The organism is Halomonas sp. R57-5, from assembly GCF_900070345.1.
GTDB lineage: Bacteria > Pseudomonadota > Gammaproteobacteria > Pseudomonadales > Halomonadaceae > Vreelandella > Vreelandella ventosae_B.
This window is the reverse complement of the sequence record NZ_LN813019.1, coordinates 376,555-393,876: the sequence shown is the minus strand read 5'-3', so window position 1 is coordinate 393,876 and position 17,322 is coordinate 376,555. Positions and strand designations below refer to the sequence as shown.

Annotated in this window: 15 protein-coding genes and 1 other annotated feature; of the genes, 5 read left to right on the top strand and 10 right to left on the bottom strand. The window is 49.4% G+C overall.

The annotated features are described in order from the left end of the window. Positions 1-13: 13 nt before the first annotated feature. From HALO_RS01825 to HALO_RS01815, 3 genes are all read right to left on the bottom strand, one after another. Positions 14-1,009, bottom strand: coding sequence for a TAXI family TRAP transporter solute-binding subunit (locus tag HALO_RS01825; RefSeq protein WP_009286120.1), 996 nt, complete (start codon positions 1,007-1,009; stop codon positions 14-16). A 99-nt stretch (positions 1,010-1,108) separates the two neighbouring features. Continuing rightward, complete coding sequence (locus HALO_RS01820) at positions 1,109-2,161, bottom strand: ABC transporter substrate-binding protein (protein WP_197671967.1); 1,053 nt, start codon at positions 2,159-2,161, stop codon at positions 1,109-1,111. Between the two features lie 35 nt (positions 2,162-2,196). Then, positions 2,197-3,495, bottom strand: a complete 1,299-nt coding sequence (locus HALO_RS01815; RefSeq protein WP_050712932.1) for a Rieske 2Fe-2S domain-containing protein — start codon at positions 3,493-3,495, stop codon at positions 2,197-2,199. A 273-nt stretch (positions 3,496-3,768) separates the two neighbouring features. Here HALO_RS01815 and HALO_RS01810 point away from each other — a divergent pair. The 4 genes from HALO_RS01810 (at position 3,769) to HALO_RS01795 (ending at position 8,796) form a co-directional block, all read left to right on the top strand. After that, positions 3,769-4,985 (top strand): IS3 family transposase gene (locus tag HALO_RS01810; RefSeq protein WP_092490802.1). Its coding sequence is split into 2 segments (ribosomal slippage): positions 3,769-4,054 and positions 4,054-4,985, totalling 1,218 coding nucleotides; the frame shifts between segments, so codons are not numbered across the junction. Then, positions 4,044-4,160 (top strand) — a sequence feature (AL1L pseudoknot). (Overlaps the previous gene by 117 nt.) Before the next feature lie 1,081 nt (positions 4,986-6,066). Next, positions 6,067-7,056, top strand: a complete 990-nt coding sequence (locus HALO_RS01805; RefSeq protein WP_009286122.1) for a PDR/VanB family oxidoreductase — start codon at positions 6,067-6,069, stop codon at positions 7,054-7,056. A 15-nt stretch (positions 7,057-7,071) separates the two neighbouring features. Continuing rightward, complete coding sequence (locus HALO_RS01800; protein ID WP_092490801.1) at positions 7,072-8,259, top strand: Gfo/Idh/MocA family oxidoreductase; 1,188 nt, start codon at positions 7,072-7,074, stop codon at positions 8,257-8,259. Between the two features lie 51 nt (positions 8,260-8,310). Further along, positions 8,311-8,796: a MarR family winged helix-turn-helix transcriptional regulator gene (locus tag HALO_RS01795; protein ID WP_050712930.1), complete on the top strand. Its 486-nt coding sequence runs from the start codon at positions 8,311-8,313 to the stop codon at positions 8,794-8,796. Between the two features lie 559 nt (positions 8,797-9,355). On the opposite strand, the gene HALO_RS01790 is transcribed toward HALO_RS01795, so the two are convergent. The 5 genes from HALO_RS01790 to HALO_RS01770 are packed head-to-tail and all read right to left on the bottom strand — an operon-like array spanning position 9,356 to position 13,830. After that, a complete protein-coding gene (locus HALO_RS01790) occupies positions 9,356-10,081 on the bottom strand; it encodes an ABC transporter ATP-binding protein (RefSeq protein WP_050712929.1) in 726 nt (241 codons plus the stop codon). Further along, positions 10,081-10,797 (bottom strand): ABC transporter ATP-binding protein, encoded by a 717-nt coding sequence (locus HALO_RS01785; protein ID WP_039857548.1) that lies wholly within the window; start codon positions 10,795-10,797, stop codon positions 10,081-10,083. Before HALO_RS01785 ends, HALO_RS01790 begins: the two co-directional genes overlap by 1 nt. Beyond that, on the bottom strand, positions 10,775-11,728 hold the full coding sequence (locus HALO_RS01780) for a branched-chain amino acid ABC transporter permease (RefSeq protein ID WP_050712928.1): 954 nt from the start codon (positions 11,726-11,728) through the stop codon (positions 10,775-10,777). The genes HALO_RS01785 and HALO_RS01780 overlap by 23 nt, the downstream gene beginning before the upstream one ends. After that, positions 11,725-12,612 carry a branched-chain amino acid ABC transporter permease gene (locus HALO_RS01775; RefSeq protein WP_231896793.1) on the bottom strand — a complete coding sequence of 296 codons (888 nt, stop codon included), beginning with the start codon at positions 12,610-12,612 and terminating at the stop codon, positions 11,725-11,727. Before HALO_RS01775 ends, HALO_RS01780 begins: the two co-directional genes overlap by 4 nt. A 33-nt stretch (positions 12,613-12,645) precedes the next feature. After that, complete coding sequence (locus HALO_RS01770; RefSeq protein WP_050712927.1) at positions 12,646-13,830, bottom strand: ABC transporter substrate-binding protein; 1,185 nt, start codon at positions 13,828-13,830, stop codon at positions 12,646-12,648. Positions 13,831-14,017: 187 nt separating this feature from the next. Between HALO_RS01770 and HALO_RS01765 the strand changes: the two genes are divergently transcribed. Then, on the top strand, positions 14,018-15,433 hold the full coding sequence (locus HALO_RS01765) for an amidase (protein WP_009286126.1): 1,416 nt from the start codon (positions 14,018-14,020) through the stop codon (positions 15,431-15,433). Positions 15,434-15,732: 299 nt separating this feature from the next. Here the strand turns inward: HALO_RS01765 and HALO_RS01760 are convergent, their stop codons facing one another. Then, complete coding sequence (locus HALO_RS01760; protein WP_050712926.1) at positions 15,733-16,002, bottom strand: MbcA/ParS/Xre antitoxin family protein; 270 nt, start codon at positions 16,000-16,002, stop codon at positions 15,733-15,735. Between the two features lie 676 nt (positions 16,003-16,678). Then, the gene (locus HALO_RS01755; protein ID WP_039857552.1) at positions 16,679-16,885 is read right to left on the bottom strand and encodes a hypothetical protein; all 207 of its coding nucleotides are present in this window, start codon (positions 16,883-16,885) and stop codon (positions 16,679-16,681) included. Positions 16,886-17,322: the final 437 nt, after the last annotated feature.

Sequence of the window (17,322 nt, the reverse complement as noted above, 5' to 3'; positions counted from 1 at the left end):
TTGTCCTTAACGCTTAGCGAAGGCCAACTTCCTTGAGGTAACGTTCAGCACCATCATGGTATGGAACCACTTCGACACCCGCCATGACTTCTGGCGTCAGACTTTCCATAGCTGGGTGAACACCGGCAATTTTTTCATAGTTTTCATAGAAGGCTTTGGTCAAGTTATAAGCCATTTCATCATCCATGGAACTATTCACGGCTAAGGTAGCGCTGATGGATACGGTGGGTGTTTCTTCCTGCTCCCATTCGTAGGCACCTGCAGGAATTGTAAAAGGATTGGTCCCTGTATTTTCAGAAACCTCTTGGATGGTTTGCTCAGAAAGGGGTAATAAATCCAAATCAACACTAGAGGCCGCTTGCATGATCGAACTCTGCCCCACAAATAAGCTATTTAATAACATGTCGACGCGTCGATCTTGGATTAAGCCTGACTGCTCACTAGAAGCGGCATAGATGATGTTACCACCCCAGCTTTTGACCTCTTCTGAGGTTGCTCCTATAGAGTCCAACATAGCTTCGGCAACACCTGACGCGATATTGCCTCGCTTATTGATGGCGATGGTGATTGGCGGCTTAATATCAGCGATATCCGAGAAACTAGTTATGCCATGCTCCTCCGCAAACTCCTTCCGTATTACGGCTTGCATCGGCGCCCAAGTATAAAGATAAGAGAGCACTCTAATGTCATCATTAACAGCCTCTCGGAAGGGAGCTTCTCCATCCCGAGCCAACTGCAGAACCGCATCCTCGACAAGTCCTAGGTTAGCGTCGCCACGCTGTAATACTGCCACATTCGCTATACCACCTCCTGATGTTTGGTAAGTCACTGTTGATCCAGGATATTCCTCCTTTAAAGCGCTATCTAGACCAGCACCTAGCAGGGACCATAATCCTCCTGGCGAGGCGCCAGCAACGGTGAGTTTGTATTCCTGAGCCGATGCGACATTCATCACGCTAGGAACAACAATGGCTATAGCAATCACGGTTTTTTTAATTGAAATTTTCATTTTTTAGCCTTTTTACTAGTTTTGTTATTGGTTAAAATACGATTAGTTTATTTTATAAGTATCTTTGATGTTGAGTGCTCTTATTGCTACCGAACACTATTATATTTTGAAACTTTCCAGTGTTGCGGGGTGGAAAAGCTCCTCGGGTTTCAGGAGACGTTGAGATAATCCTTCCGCATGGTGTTGCACTAAAAAGCGCTCCAATGTGTTTCGGTTAGGTGCAAAGCCGTAGGACCAAAAATCTTCACCCATTAGGCGGCGTGCCGCCAGCAGCTGGKCTTCAACAAACGGGAGAGTTACCTTGGTCGCCGAAGTGTCACTAAGTTTTGCAAGTGCTTTAGCCTTTGACTGCTCAAAAGCCTTGTAAACCGAGAACGGTAACCATGGATGGCGATCCACCAGTGTTTTCCGAATACCTAGTAAATGCATAATTGGAAAAATGCCAGTTCGCTGGTACCAATCCGAGGCTGCTTGTTGAGGATCACTATAGAGGTAACTGACATGTGGATGTCCCTGCATAAAACAAGAAGGAGCACGAGGGCCCATTACGGCATCAAGCTCTCCGGAAGCCAGCATTCCCGAGAGTGTTTCTCCTTCGGGAATATTTTCTACATGAACACCCTCGGGAAGATTGAGGTTGATTTTCTCGACCCGACCTGGCTCCTCATAACCACCACGCAGCCATGTCATGTCTTGTGGACGAATGCCATGATCCTCTTCGAGGAATAAGCGCGCCCAAACATTGGCAGTCAACTGATATTCGGGCACCCCAATACGCTTGCCCCGAAGATCCGTAGGTGTTTGGATTCCTCGATCGGTCCGTATATAAATGGAGGTATGCCTAAAGGCACGTGAGGGAAAGACGGGAACTCCAATATAAGGGCAATCACCTGCAGCTGTTTTCACAGTGTAACTGCTTAGCGAAAGCTCTGTGATATCAAAGTCGGCATGACGGAAAGCACGAAAGAAAATTTCTTCGGGGTCATGCAACATATATATAGAGTCCACACCATCGATCTGAACCTCCCCATCGATCAATGGCCTCACACGATCATAATTGCCAATCGCAACCGAAAGTTCCAACTTGTTCATCAGGGTTCCTGCGTGGTTATCTAAAATGGAATGCTCATCACCATGAAAAGATGCGCTCATGCACTCATGGGTATCATCGTTTAAGAGTTTGATGGTTACTGTAAGCTCTCATATAACTCCTCTTCTTCAGGTGCAGTACCCAATTGACGCCAGTCTTCTTCTTTCGGGACAATGCCTTGAAACGACTTGAGCTTGTAGTGTGGAATTCTTGGCTCTTCAGCGCCGATAGCCTTTCCATCTTGTTGCATGGTTTTAGCGGCTTGAACCATCTGTCGACGGAACTCGACAATAGCCAAGTCGCTTGCTCCGAGACGATCATGACTACGGTCGGCGATAGGACCCATGGTTTCCCACATCGCGATATCTTGGTTAGGGATGCCCGCAATCCCAGTAAAGCTGGTGCCGAGTTGCATTATTCGGCGATCCTGCCAGTAGTTGTTTTCTCGTGTGCGAAACTTACGGAAGTGCTTATCCACGTCGAGCCCAACTTGCGTGTGGAGAAATTTACGCCAAGACTCTGTATCTGGAGTCGTGTTCGCATCACCCCAGGCAATAAAGTGAAATGCTGTATGGGTATCATCAATTGGCACATGCAATATCGCGATATCGTAGAGATTATTAGGAGGGATCTGTACGGTAAAAGGAGCAATAAAGAGCGTAGTACGTACATAATTATGCGTCTTGGCATCTTTAATCGGCCGGCGAAGCGCTACGTATCTGAAGCCGAATGGTGTTTGTTGCACTTCCAAGCGTGGTGCTTTATCAGTGGAGGGGCGTAGCCAGAGTTTATCAGTCGCTTCGGCACCATCCTTACGGGCAGGAACCATGTCCGTGGAATGTAGGCTTGAAGAGTGTGCCGAATCTATTGCGCCCTCAAGAATCTGAGCCCAATTACAGTCAATGATCACCTTGGAGATGGACACTTTGGTTTCGGGGCTAGGCTGGAAAACTGGTGGTATGAACTCCGGTTGTTCCTCGGATGGCCCCATGTAGACCCAGATAAAACCCGCTGCTTCATGGGTTGGGTAAGCCTTATGTTTTACCTTTTCTGTCATCTTCGATTCTGGTGGCTCAGACGACATTTCCAAAACATTGCCATCGACATCCATTTTCCAGCCATGATAAAGGCACCGTAATCCACATTCTTCGTTACGACCCAGCACCAGCGAAGCACGCCTATGCGGGCACATCTCGTCCAGTATCCCTACTCTTCCTTCTGTATCGCGGAACGCGACTAGATCTTCACCAAGCAAACGTACCCGCACCGGATCACCGTCCGGCTCTTCGMCTTCCTCGGATAGGCAGGCCGGCAGCCAGTGTCGGCGCATGATCTCACCCATAGGCGCATCACCTTCAACACGGCAAAGTAAATCATTCTCTTCTTGTGTCAACATAAGACCCGGTCTCCATTTTTGTTTGGATTTATAAGTTTCAAGCTGAACTTATGGCTCTGTGAATATAATTAGATATCTAACTTACATATCTAACCATAGAGCCTTTCATCACTATGTCAAACAGACCAAAGTCGCATGTTTTTTTATGTTTGAGTGCGATAAAGATATTTTTTAGTGACAGCTAATATTTGTATATTTAACGAAAATGATCTTAGCCGTAGACTGAACCGCCCCGGCTTTACCGGAGACTCCATATCTTGAGAGGATGGAGTTATGAACTCACCAAAACGATATTCCCCAGAAGTCCGAGAGCGAGCTGTTCGATTAGTCCTTGAACAGCAAGGCGAATACCCGTCCAAGTGGGCGGCGATCTGCTCCATTGCCAGCAAGTTTGGCTGTACACCAGAGACCTTAAGAGCCTGGTGCAAACGCTCAGAACTCACGCAGGAAGATAGCTCGGCTAACCTGCCTGAAAATGAACGACTCAAGCAGCTAGAGCGTGAAAACGTCGAATTGAAGCGCGCTAATGAAATTCTCCGCAAGGCGGCTGCTTTTTTCGCCCAGGCGGAGCTCGACCGCAAACCCAATTGATGGTGTCATTTATCGACGAGCATCGTGCTCAGTTCGGGGTCGAGTCGATTTGTAGCCAGCTGCCAATCGCCCCATCGACGTATTACCACCACAAGGCACTTGAGACTGATCCTGAGCGGCGGGCAGATCGATATCGGCAGGATGCGTTTCTTMCCGCTGAGATTCAGCGAGTGTGGGAAGAAAACTTCTGCGTCTACGGTGCTCGTAAGGTCTGGCGGCAACTCCGCCGTGAGGGCGTTAATGTTGCTCGTTGCACCGTAGAGCGACTCATGCGACGCCTGGGAATTCGCGGCGTGGTGCGAGGCCAACGCCCCTTCACGACGATCAGTGATCCCGGCCAGAAACGAGCACCTGATTTAGTGAAACGTGACTTTACGGMCATGCGTCCTAATCAGCTTTGGGTGGCCGATTTCACGTATGTCGCTACCTGGTCTGGCTTCGTTTACGTTGCGTTCGTTATCGATGTTTATGCACGCTGTATCGTGGGTTGGCGTGTAGCAACGTCGATGAAAACGGGATTGGTACTGGACGCTCTGGAGCAAGCCCTGTGGGCACGAAAGCACAGGCAAGGGTTAATCCACCATAGTGATAGAGGAAGCCAATATCTCTCGATCCGCTACACAGAGCGTATGGCTGATGAGGGTATCGATGCCTCAGTCGGCACCACCGGTGACTCCTACGACAATGCGCTGGCCGAGACCATCATCGGCTTATTCAAAACGGAGGTGATTCACCATCGTGGACCATGGAAAGGGCGAGATGCCGTTGAGTATGCCACGCTGGGATGGGTTGACTGGTTTAACAATCGCCGACTGCTGGAACCCATAGGAAACGTTCCACCAGCAGAACGAGAAAGGACGTATTATCGTCAATTGGAGGAGTCGGGTGAAGCTGCCTGACTCAAACAAACCGGTCTCCGGAATAACCGGGGCGGTTCAGACACTTAGCTGGGCGAAACACTTGTAAATTTAAGGGAGGTGACGGATTTATGCTGTATTGAGAATGCAGTATCGAAGAGCGCATCACCCTGCACGTAAGAGCTTCTGCTAGGTTATTCATATGCTGTGGCGTTCTACGTCTCTACTCTCAGCCGGGAAGAACGACGCAACCAAAATCTATCGAGTACCTATTGTGTTCGTGTGCAGACGCAACACTGCGCTCAAAGCGCTGTCTGTCGCTCCAAATGGAAGCTGCTGTTGGGCAGTGAACACTTGTCTTCAGATCAAATCGTGAGCAAGCTAAGTATGATAATGGCCAGCTTTGCAGATGCTTGTATCTGTCACGAGAGAGTCTCTAGCGCCATCTAACCCTTGCCCGTTGGCGAACATAAGGAAGGGCTGATTCAGTGACTGAGCAACGACGAATCGACCAGTAAGATTCGTTGTGGCCTAGTAGCATATACCCGACATGAAGGCATGCATCTAGGGCACCAGAAATCGCGAGATGCGAATTGCCAAGCCATGACTCCTAGCCGTTAGATACGAGCGAGTGCTACTAACTATCGAGTGATGATGCTCGATATTTACAGACGGTCTATTATCGGCTGGGAAGCCTTCCTGACTGAGTTAGTTAGTTGTCGATTAGTCTCTAGTGKTGCATGCCAACAACGTCAGTCCGTTCACTGCGGCAAAAACGACTTTCACCCCATCGTTCAGCCAACCCCGTGTCAACTACAATCCCTCTTCGGAGTTGCTGATCCTTTTCTGTAAGTATCGGCCTTGCTATTCATACGATGGTTTTGCCACCGTTTATACTCACTTAGAACCTGTATTCCCCTTCAGTAAGTTGGGAGGCTGTTTGAAATATCTCTCTTTCTACAGTGCATAATCTGGCATCAGTCAGAACGGTCTAACGGCAAGCAAAAAATTCATTAGCGCCAAATGCGACTAAAGTAGAACGCCACCTACTTGTATTTACACTGCCAAAATACTTAGATATATAATTATTTTTCGAAAACACCACAACAATAGTGAGTATGTTATGTCTACCCCCTCAGACAAACTTCTTATGCATGAGCTAATCGTTTCCGCTCGGGACGAGATCGCTGACGGCATCCACCGCTTTGAATTAGTTGATCCTGATGGTGGCGAACTTCCCGAATTTACCCCCGGTTCTCATATAAGACTTGAGACTCCTAACGGGCAAGAGCGTTTCTATTCGTTATGCAATGCTCCTGATGAGCACGATAGGTATGTCATTGCCGTTAAACGTGAAGATACTGGCAAAGGCGGATCCAAGAGCTTGGTGGACGAGGCTCAGCTTGGTGACCGACTCAAGGTATCAGTGCCTCAAAACGACTTCGAGCTTGAAGGCAACCCAGCCCGCTATATCTTCATAGCTGGAGGTATCGGCATCACTCCTATTCTCTCTATGATTCACCATCTCAGGGCTACGAGTGGCAAACCCTTTAAGCTCTATTACTTAACACGTGAGCCGTCTCAAACCGCTTTTTTGAAAGAACTCAGCGCTCCAGAATATCGGGGCAAGATAGTGATCCATCATGATCATGGAGACCCCGAAAACGCTTATGACTTATGGCCAATCCTTGAGCAACCCAAGGGAGCTCATATCTACTGTTGCGGCCCCCGAGGTCTAATGGAAGCGGTTAAAGACATGACTGGTCACTGGTCTCCATCGAGTGTGAGGTTTGAGGACTTTGGTACGAGTCAAACAGTTAACACGGCAGATGACACCCCTTTCACGGTACGCCTTCACAAGACTGGAGAGGCGATCCCGGTTCCGGTAGGTGTCTCAATTCTTGAGGCATTAAGAGCTAATGGTCATCATGTTCCTTATTCCTGTGAAAGCGGAACCTGCGGCTCCTGTCGCACACAGCTATTGGAAGGGGAAGCGGAGCACCGAGATTTAGTCTTATCGGAAGCCGATCGTCAGAATCACATCATGGTCTGTGTCTCACGTGCGTGTTCGGAAGAATTGGTAATTGACCTTCCAAATGATTCTTTACGCTAATATGGAGTGTGCTCAGTGACAGACCCTCAATTAAAACTAGGCGTCGCAGGATTGGGCCGCGGTTTCATGTTGCTGCTACCCACTCTTGCGGCCCATCCAGGCATTAGCTTAGTGGCTGCTGCCGACCCCCGCTCAGAGGCTCGCCAACAGTTTCGTGAAGATTTCGATGCCTCCACTTACGCTGAGGTCGCCGATCTTTGCGCCGACCCCGAAGTTGAAGTGGTATATATTGCTACTCCCCATCAGTTTCATCGTAAGCATGTTGAATTAGCGGCGGCACATGGCAAGCATGTCCTTGTCGAGAAGMCAATGGCACTCTCCCTTGAGGATTGCCAAGCTATGATCAATGCCATGCGACGTGCTAATCGATGGTTAATTGTTGGGCATAGTCATAGCTTTGACGCACCCTATCTAAAGGCTCGCGAGATGATCGACAGCCAAGCTTTCGGGAAGGTACGTATGATTAGCGCCTTCAATTACACCGATTTTCTCTACCGACCTCGCCGTCCTGAAGAGCTAGACACGATACAGGGCGGTGGTGTGGTGTTCAGTCAGGCCGCCCATCAGGTCGATATTGTACGTCTTCTTGGCGGAGATAGCGTCAAGAGCGTTCGAGCCGTCACTGGAAGTTGGGATCCTGCACGCCCCACAGAAGGCGCTTACAGTGCGCTGCTCACCTTTAATAATGATGCCTTTGCTAACATAACCTATAGCGGCTTCGCTCACTTTGACAGCGATGAACTCTGTGGTTGGTCAGGTGAGCTTGGGCAGCCTCGAGACCCCGATCAGTATGGTTTTGCCAGGGCAAAGCTGGCGGAAGTTGACAGTCCGGAACAGGAGGCTGACCTCAAAAATGCCCGTACCTATGGCTCAGGTTTATGTTTGTCTAATAGCCGACCACAGGACAGCGCGCATAATCATTTCGGCTTTGTTCTTGTTTCATGTGATAACGCTGATATTCGTCCCATGCCGCAGGGGGTGCAAGTATATGCTCATACAAGACGCTATTTGGAACCATTGCCAGCACCTGTGATCCCGCGGCGTGAGGTCTTGGACGAACTGATTGGTGCCATACGCAATAATCATCAACCCATTCACACAGGGGAATGGGGAATGGCAACGATGGAAGTCTGTTTGGCAATTTTAGACTCAGCCCAGAATGGGCACGAAATCATGCTTTCCCACCAGGCAATTATGCCTTAACTGGTGTGTTATAATAGCTGGCAGGATTTAGATTCTTTGGAGTATTCCAGGATGCCTCGTACTCAAAACCAAGAAACCCGATCCGTTCTACTTCATTGGCAAGAAGATGTGCCAGATGATCGACTGGCACACTTGATACGTGATGCTGGCCGAGTGTTGACAAAAAGTCTTCAGGCACGTTTGGCGGAGCATTCAGTAAGCTTCGGCCACTGGTCTTTCTTACGTGTTTTATGGGTTACTGAAGGCTTGACTCAACGGGAGCTTAGCGAACAAGCAGGGCTTATGGAGCCTACAACTTTTACCGCTTTAAAAGCGATGGAAGCTAATGGACTAATCGAACGTCGGCAACTGAATGGAAACCGGAAAAACATTCATATCTATCTGACGCAGAAAGGAAGAGATCTCAAGAAAACTTTGATACCGCTTGCTGAGGAAGTTAACGATATTGCTGTGGAGGGGGTAGAGTGTGAAGATTTAAGAGTTACGCGTCGAACTCTCCTTAAAATCATTAGCAATTTAGCAATTKTTAGTGAATAAATATTAATCAGATTCCGCTTTACTCTCGCCAATTGCAACTGCCCTTCGCCTGCCATAGCGTCCTGCATGGCCTCTCCTAAGCAGGCGTCCTGGATAGGTCGTTGCCGTAGGCAAATTAAACGCTGCGCTTTTTTCGCTTCTCGACAGTTGTTAACTCCTACTTTGCCGGCAAACCATGCGGTCTATCCCGAAAAGGGCGCTCTCTTAGTGTCAAACAGCCTATTGACGATGTCTTGCGATTTATCGATCCTCGACGAGAAATAATTCTTTTCTGCAGCTTTGCTCCCAGATCTCGTCGACACCATATGAGTTTCTATACGTTAAATAATGTTCAAAAAGTATCTAACCCATTGTGAAGTGGCTGCCTCACATTTCAAGTGCAATAGTATTGTAGACTTTAAGCACCAGAAAAAGCTTTTTGCAGTACGACCACGCAAATATCGAGCGTTTAATTTCTCTCTGGGCCTCGTGACCGTTCTCGTAGATTAATGCCACTGACTCAATGAAATCCTCATTAGCCCGCTCTTTGAGTATATCCAATGGGATTAGTTACTGCCTTTCAAAGCCCCAGGTAGGCCTTCTTAATCATCTCATTTCCCTGCAACACTCTGGAAGGCCCATCTAAGACTTGATAACCATTTTCAAGCACATATGCGCGATCACTAACCTGTAACACCTGCTTAACATTCTGTTCGACCAACAAAATAGGCATGCCGGTATCGGCTACTCGGCGTATTGCCGCCATCACATCCTTGACCAATAGGGGCGACAATCCCAGGCTAGGTTCATCCAGCAGGAGCATCTTAGGACCAAGCATCAACCCCCGAGCAATCGCCACCATCTGCTGTTGCCCCCCCGAAAGTTGCACTGCTTTTTCACGGGCGTACTTTTTAAGATCAGGAAAGAGCGTTAGAACTTTCTCCAGATTTTCGTCACGACGCTCACGTGCTGAGGGCAGTGAGGCCCCCAACAACAGGTTATCGTGTACTGTCATATTGCCGAACAGTTGACGCCCCATCGGTACATGAGCGAGCCCCAAGCGCGCCATCTCATGCGGTTTACGCCCAGAAACTTCTTGTCCATCAAAGTGAATGGTTCCTTTCCAGGGTTTAATCATCCCTGACMCTGCTCGCAGGATGGTCGACTTGCCACTGCCATTGCCGCCAATCAATCCCACCAGTTCACCACTTTTGACCGTCAGCGAGGCGTCGAAGACCACCTTTAATGAACCATAACCGAGATCCACATTCTGGACACTCAGTACATTATCCGCTTGATCTGACATCAGTCCTCTCCCAGATAGGCGGTAATGACGCGTGGATCTTCGATCACATCGCCTGGTAAACCCTCGGTAATCACACTGCCGTTTGCCATAACAATCACATGATCCGATAAGGCAATGATGGCCTCCATGATGTGCTCCACCATCACGATGGTCAGGTTCTGGTCAGTCAATTGACGCACAAAACCGATCATGCCTTTAAGTGCGGGGGGATTGAGACCGGCCATCATCTCATCAAGGAACAAAACACTGGGTTGGACGGCCAGCGCTTTGGCGAGCTCGAGGCGTCGACGTCTGGCCAAGTTCAGATCCAAGGCGGGTTGGTCATATCGGTCGGCTAAGCCCACCTTTTCTAGGACGTCCATGGCCAATCGTTCGGCTTTCTTGCGCTTGGGCTCCTTAAGGAAGGCCGCCACCAGGACATTCTCTAGCAATGTCAGTTCTTCGAAGGGTCTTTCCGTCTGAAATGTACGCCCAATACCAACACGTGTGCGCATATACGGGGGAAGTCGGGTGATCTCCTTCCCGTGTAAGTAAATGCGGCCTGCCTGGGGAGTAACGAAGCCCGTTAGGGCATTAAATAATGTGGTCTTGCCCGCTCCGTTCGGTCCGATCAATCCAAGGATTTTGCCTTGCTCGACATCCAGCGAAACATCATTTACCGCGACGACACCACCGAATTTGACGGTGATACCATCAGCTCTGAGCGCGCTTGGCATAAACCCTCCTGATCAAATAACGCGCTGGCTCGCCAACAATGCCACGAGRCATAAAGATAACCACGACCATGATTAACAAGCCGTAAATCAACATATTGGCCTCGGCGAACGTCGTCCGGAATATCTCACCCGACCCCACGACCAGCAATGCCCCTATGCATGGCCCCCAGATGGTACCCCGCCCACCGATGATGGCCGTTAAAGCGATCTGTACCGACAGCAGCAGGTAAAAAATGATGTGAGGTTCGATAAAGGAGAGAAAAATCGCATAGATACCTCCTCCCAGTGCCGTTAATGCCCCCGAGAGCATAAACGCTTTCAGCTTGACGGTAGTGGGATTTATGCCCGACGCCATGGCGGAGTCTTCATCTTCTCGCACGGCGCGAAGCTGGTAGCCGAACTTGCTGCGCGATATAAGCATCACTACCAAGACGGTTATCGCCGCGAATGCCAGCGCCAGATAGTAGTTGACCTGGCGAGAGAAGAGATCCAGCCCAAAGGGCTCCGGCAGTGTCATAATAAAGACCCCCGTCGCGCCGCCGGTCAACCAGCCTTCATTAATGGCGATCAGTCGAAAGATCTCAGCGATGGCGATGGTGGATAGTGTGAAGTAAGGCCCCTTGAGCTTAAAAGTCAGGCGACCCCATAGGTAGGCCACCAGAGAGGCAGCGAACAGTACCATCAGGACCGTCCACCAAGGAGCAATTTCGTAATGGGATGTCCCCACTGCAACGAAGTAGGCACCAAGTCCTACGAAGCTCGCATGGCCTAAGCTCACCTGACCGGCCCACCCTCCCAGAATGTCCCAGGCGGKGGCCCAGCCAGCATATAACAGCAAGGTAATGGCCACCGATAGATAGCCCGGGAACATCTGTGGATAAAAAATACCCATCAGAACTAATCCGGCAAAAATGATGTAGTGCTTTTTCATACGCGTTTCACCGTCTTCCCGAATAGGCCCTCAGGTCTTAGCAACAATATCAACAGGAAGACCAGTAGACCGTAGGCGTCTCGGTAGTCCGATGTAAGATATGAAGCCCCCATCACCTCTACCACCCCCAGCAGGAGCCCGCCAGCGATAGCAGCCCCGATGTTCCCAAGCCCGCCTAGCACAGTGACCACAAAAGCCTTAAGCGTGAAGATGGCGCCCGAAAATGTCGGCGTGGCAAACAGCAGCGGAATCAGTACAACGCCTGCTGTAACGGCCAGGGCCATGCCAATACCGAAGACCACGGCTTCGATCCAACGGGTATTGATACCAACGAGTTCGGCACCTAATCGATTGTCAGCAGTGGCACGAATGGCACGGCCCAGTTCCGTATGGTTGAGTACCGTATAGAGTCCGGCAATCACCACCATCGTTGCCAGACCCGCGAGCAGCAGGATCAATGAAAAGCTGACATCCCCCAGGGAAACCGTACTAGAAGCATACGACACATTGACGGACTTGGGCTCGGCGCCAAAGGTCAATAACAATATATTGCCAATAACCAAGGCTAGCCCCAGGGTGACCAGGAGCGAACTTTCTGGCGGTGCTTCCATTAATCGGGAGAGCACTAATCGCTGTAGTAATGCCCCGGCCATAAACCCAAGAGGCATGGCAACAAGTAGAGAAAGGTAAGGATCCCAGCCAAGTAGGGAGTTGAGCAATACGGCGCAATACATGCCCAGAATAACGAAGTCCCCGTGGGCGAAGTTGATTATCTTCATTACCCCGAACACCAGCGTTAGGCCTACCCCAATCAGCGCATAGACCCCACCGATCAACACCCCATTAGACAGATTTTGCAGGAAGGATACATAGTCAAACATCATGATCTCTCAAGTTGTGCCATGCAGGCGTCCCGATTAGCGCTCGTCCCATACCGGTGTTGGGTACCGAACTTCTTCAGCAGCCAGGTCGGCTGGAAATACGGTGACGTGCTCACCGTCCTGGATCTGTAATACAAGGCTGCGAATCGGGTTCTGTCCTTGAAAGCCATCGAAGCTTTCAAACACAACATGAGTGACCGGTGTATCCAGATCGGTTTCGGCTAGCGCATCTCTGACGTCACTACGCTCAAGGGAGTCGGCACGTTCAAGCGCATCGGCTGCAACACGAAGTGCCAGATAACCCTCTGCTTCGTAGAAGGTAGGCTCTTCGCCCGTCTTGGCCTTAAGGCGTTCATAGAGATCTTCCACGCCCTCGTACTGAACGTCCTTGCTCCAACTCACCACAGTGGCCACATACTCGGCAAGATCACCCACCTGATCGACGAAGCTAGGCAAGGCGGCGCCAGTGTCGATCGCCACAGCCTTGGGATTGAGGTTTACCTCGCGCATTTGACGCGCAATAGCGACCCCATCTTCAGCGTAGGCAACCACATAGAGCAGGTCGGGCTCCTCGGAGCGGAAACGGTTGAGGATGGGGCGAAAATCAGAGGTGCCTTGATCATAAGATTGGTCTCCTACGATTTCATAGCCCCGTTCTTCGGCTAAACGTGCGCCCTCTTCGGCCAAAGACTCCGGCCAAGCCCCATTGCCATACAGCATGGCGACGGTTTCCAAGCTATCGTCTTGTTCACGTAGGAAATCGAAATAGTCGAAATAGCTTTCAGCCACAATCGTTGAGTTGTGCTTGGCACGAAATACCCAGGGCGAGCCAGGTTTGGTAATACTGTTGTCTGCGCTGCCGAGTACAATGAGCGGAATCTCTTGGCGGGTCATTAKCTGTGCCATCGGCCCAGTAATGCTTGATGCATAGGAGCCCATAATCAAAGGAACATCCTGTCGATTAAGTGACTCGATCGCTGCCAACGCACTGGTAGCTTCAGAGCGGTCATCTTGCACGACCAGCTCCAGAGGTTCTCCCCTCACCCCACCGCCTTCGTTGATTTCCTCCAACGCGACTTCCATTCCTGCCTGATAGCGCTCACCAAAGGCGGCGAAGGGACCCGACAAGCTATTAATGACACCAACTTCGATATCAGCTAATACAGCGGGGGCCGCCAGAAGCCAGGGGGCCACGGAAGCGGCAGCGATCAATTTCTTCATTGTTTGTCTCCCATCAATATCTATAAAAACCATTTATGTCGATTTTTTAGTGGCATTTCGATTATTCACGACTAATTATGTATAGACCAAGCTTGCTAACGGCTGCAAGACAAAATCTTTAAACGGTACGCACCCTTACACTGCCATGTACCAATCTGGTCGCTCATTTATTAATTAAGGAGTTTTCATGACCATCCCTTCGGATCCAGTAGCGTCACTCGGAATCGCTGGCTTTGCCGCCGCGCTGCGCAGAGGTGAAATCACTTCGGAGCAAGCGGTGAGCGCGTATTTAGCCCGTATCGGCATATTGGATCCGTTGCTCTGTGCCTATGAAACAGTGGATGCCCGCCGTGCCCTAGCCACAGCACGCGCCATGGATACGCTGTTGGCCAATGGAGTCGACTTAGGTCCGCTGATGGGGCTGCCGGTCTCAGTTAAGGATCTATTTGTTATCGATGGGATGACCCCGCATGCGGGCTCCAATCTGCCTATTCAGGACAAACTGGGCACGCAGGAAGGAACCTTCATCCGTGCGTTGAAGTCGTCGGGTTGCGTAATTCTGGGAACCACTCGGATGGTCGAGTTTGCACTTGGGATAACGGGGCACTCCGTCTCTCGTGGCACGCCCTGGAATCCGTGGGATGATCAGCAACATCGGCTGCCTGGGGGTTCAAGCTCAGGCGCCGGGGTCGCGCTCGCTTCGGGTTTATGTGGCTTATCTATCGGTAGCGATACAGGAGGATCCGTCAGGGTGCCGGCAGCGATGTGCGGCTTGTTCGGCTTAAAGACCACGGTAGGCCTATGGCCCACTGAGGGTGCCTTTCCCCTTGAGCCCAATACCGACTCCATCGGCTTACTTACTCGAACTGCTCAGGATGCTGCCATTGCCTTCGATGCGTTGAATGCCAGAATCAATCCGTCATCACAAACTCATCATGCTTCGATAACGCCTGGTCAGCTCACGTTGGGCGTGCCAGACAATTACTTCCTCGATGGCATCGATGCGGAAATGAAAAACGCATTTGAACATGCCCTTTCAGGGTTTGAAGCGAGTGGTGTAAAGCAGGTTTCCCTACATGTACCCGATGTGGATGGACGTGAGCGTTACTTCCCTGTTGCCATGCCTGCGCACTTACTCGCATGGCTGGGAGAAGAATTCTTTTTGGACCATAAAGCGCTTGTCGATCCCATTATTCGTGCACGTATTGATAAGGGGATTGATATCAAAGCCCATCACTACCTAACACTGGCGGAAGAGCGGCACTGTCATATTGAGGCAGCGAAATCTTTGTTTGATCAAGTAGTCGTAATTGTTAGCCCTACCACTCAGGCGCCACCGCAGAAATTGAGTGAACTAGAAAATCCTGACATGGCGATGCAGGCGGCGATGGGGATGACGCGAAATACCCAACCCGCCAATTATTTTGATTGGTGCGCCGTTACCCTACCAATGGGAACAAACTCGGATGGCTTGCCACTGGGCTTGCAATTAAATGGCCCAGGAAACTCTGATTCGAGGCTATTAGCCATTGCCGTCGCCTTGGAGAACCTTCTGGATCCAGTCCAACAACCCAAACCTTTTCATGGCCATTCGATGCGTTGAGTATGAAAGGCGTTACTTGAAGAGCCTAACGGGTGTCTAGAATACTCGAGGCGATTCAGTGCATCATCAAGTATCCACTTAAAGTAAGCTCATGGCCGAGGTTGTGTGAAAACTGTTAAGCCGTCCAGAAGTTAGCGTCCGTACGCGAAATCTGGAGAAATTTCGCAATGAAGATGACTCAAATTTAACGAGGAAGCGAGATTTTTGATCATTTTTTGGCCGGTCGAGACTCTTCAAGCGTTTTTACACAGCCTCGGCCGTCAGCTGACATACACGATATTCATCATATGTAAAACACTTCATGCGGAGCCGCCCCACTCCAAAGCATTTAACACACGCTGAACCTGTTTCGCTCCAGTTTCAGTTTCACAGAGCACTATAGGAATTTTGCCGCTTAACGATTCGTTTGGTCGAGAAAGCCAAGCAACAGCGGCATCTTTGTCCTCCCACACATCTGCAGCTAACATGCTGACAGTTGCGACTCTAATAAGTCGCTCAAGCTGATAATCCAGTTTGGCTGTCTGATCGTTTTCATCTGGTGTGCTTGATTGTTCAGGCATGGTTTCCATACTCTTCTTTATTAGATTGCATAGAGCCCTCCTCGTCCAACATTAACTACTAAATTTTTAAGAAAGCTTGCTTTCGCTTTCAGCATTATAGGAGTAGAACAAATATAATTTAATTAAAGCAATTAAATTTTTATGATGCACTCTATCTAATCAATAGTGATCCTGCATTCACCAGTAGAAATTATAACTAGCTGGCTAATCTATTTCTGCCAATTTAGCCAATGCCCACAAGACTCCATATCATTTGATACAAAGACAGGTGAGAAGTGAACAAGGATGGATATGGCATATTGAAACTTCAATTTATGAGTTCAGTACAGCATTAACTGAGGGAATAAGTTCACAGGGCTCATAAGGTTTTACCATAGGCACAAAGTCGTTTATTTACCCTTAGAGCGCTTAATATTCTTGTATACCGTATAGCCGCCAGCAATTAATGTAGCGATCATGATAAACAAAATCGGCGATATACCTATCCAAAATTGAGACGCATCATTCATGATTTCACCTCTAATAATGCCGCGCATGATTAAGATAATAGCAGAAAATACACGAGTGCTATGCACATGCCAAACGTGTATCTATCCAGAACCCGCACAATCACGATCCGCTTCAATCCTAGTACGCAGCTTCTCGAGCTTCTCCGCTTTGCGCCGATACCATCAGCAACAGTGGCTCACTCTTCTCGACCTACTTTTTTAAGATTCTGCCAAGCAATCATATCAGCAGCCTCAGGCGCTGACGGATCACACTGATGAAGCAGCTCTTCGAGCGTATACCTGGGTGAATCGCCTAAGGCTTCCCAATCATTTTCATTATCAAAAGCAACAACATTCCCTTGCGTGTTAACACTGCCTCGCAATGTGTCTAAAGGACTTTTCATAGCATACCGCCTTATTAGAAAGAACCAATATATCTTAGAGATTGATACTCACAGTGAGGTTTCAACGCTTTCATAAGCCCCGTGTCTAGCTCTCGGGAGGCACCTCTAAGACTGACTGTAGTGCCGTGACAGACCGATATAGCTCATCAGCGCGGTTTAGCGTCAATGAATTGAACCAGCATTGCGCCACCAAGTGGTCTTGATAATCCCAAGACACTGCTTTGCCATAGATGGACAGCACGGCACAACAAGTTGAACCACAACGTAAACATTTCTTGAACACTATCTCTGCATGGCAATCGGGCTTTGTGCCATTAAGTCTGATAAGTTCTCCACCACAAGTACAGGCCATAGTCACTCCCACTGACAAAGGACAAAACAAACTTGCCTCGCCACCTAGCCCAATGTGCTGTCCTATTTGATGGGCCGAAGCACAT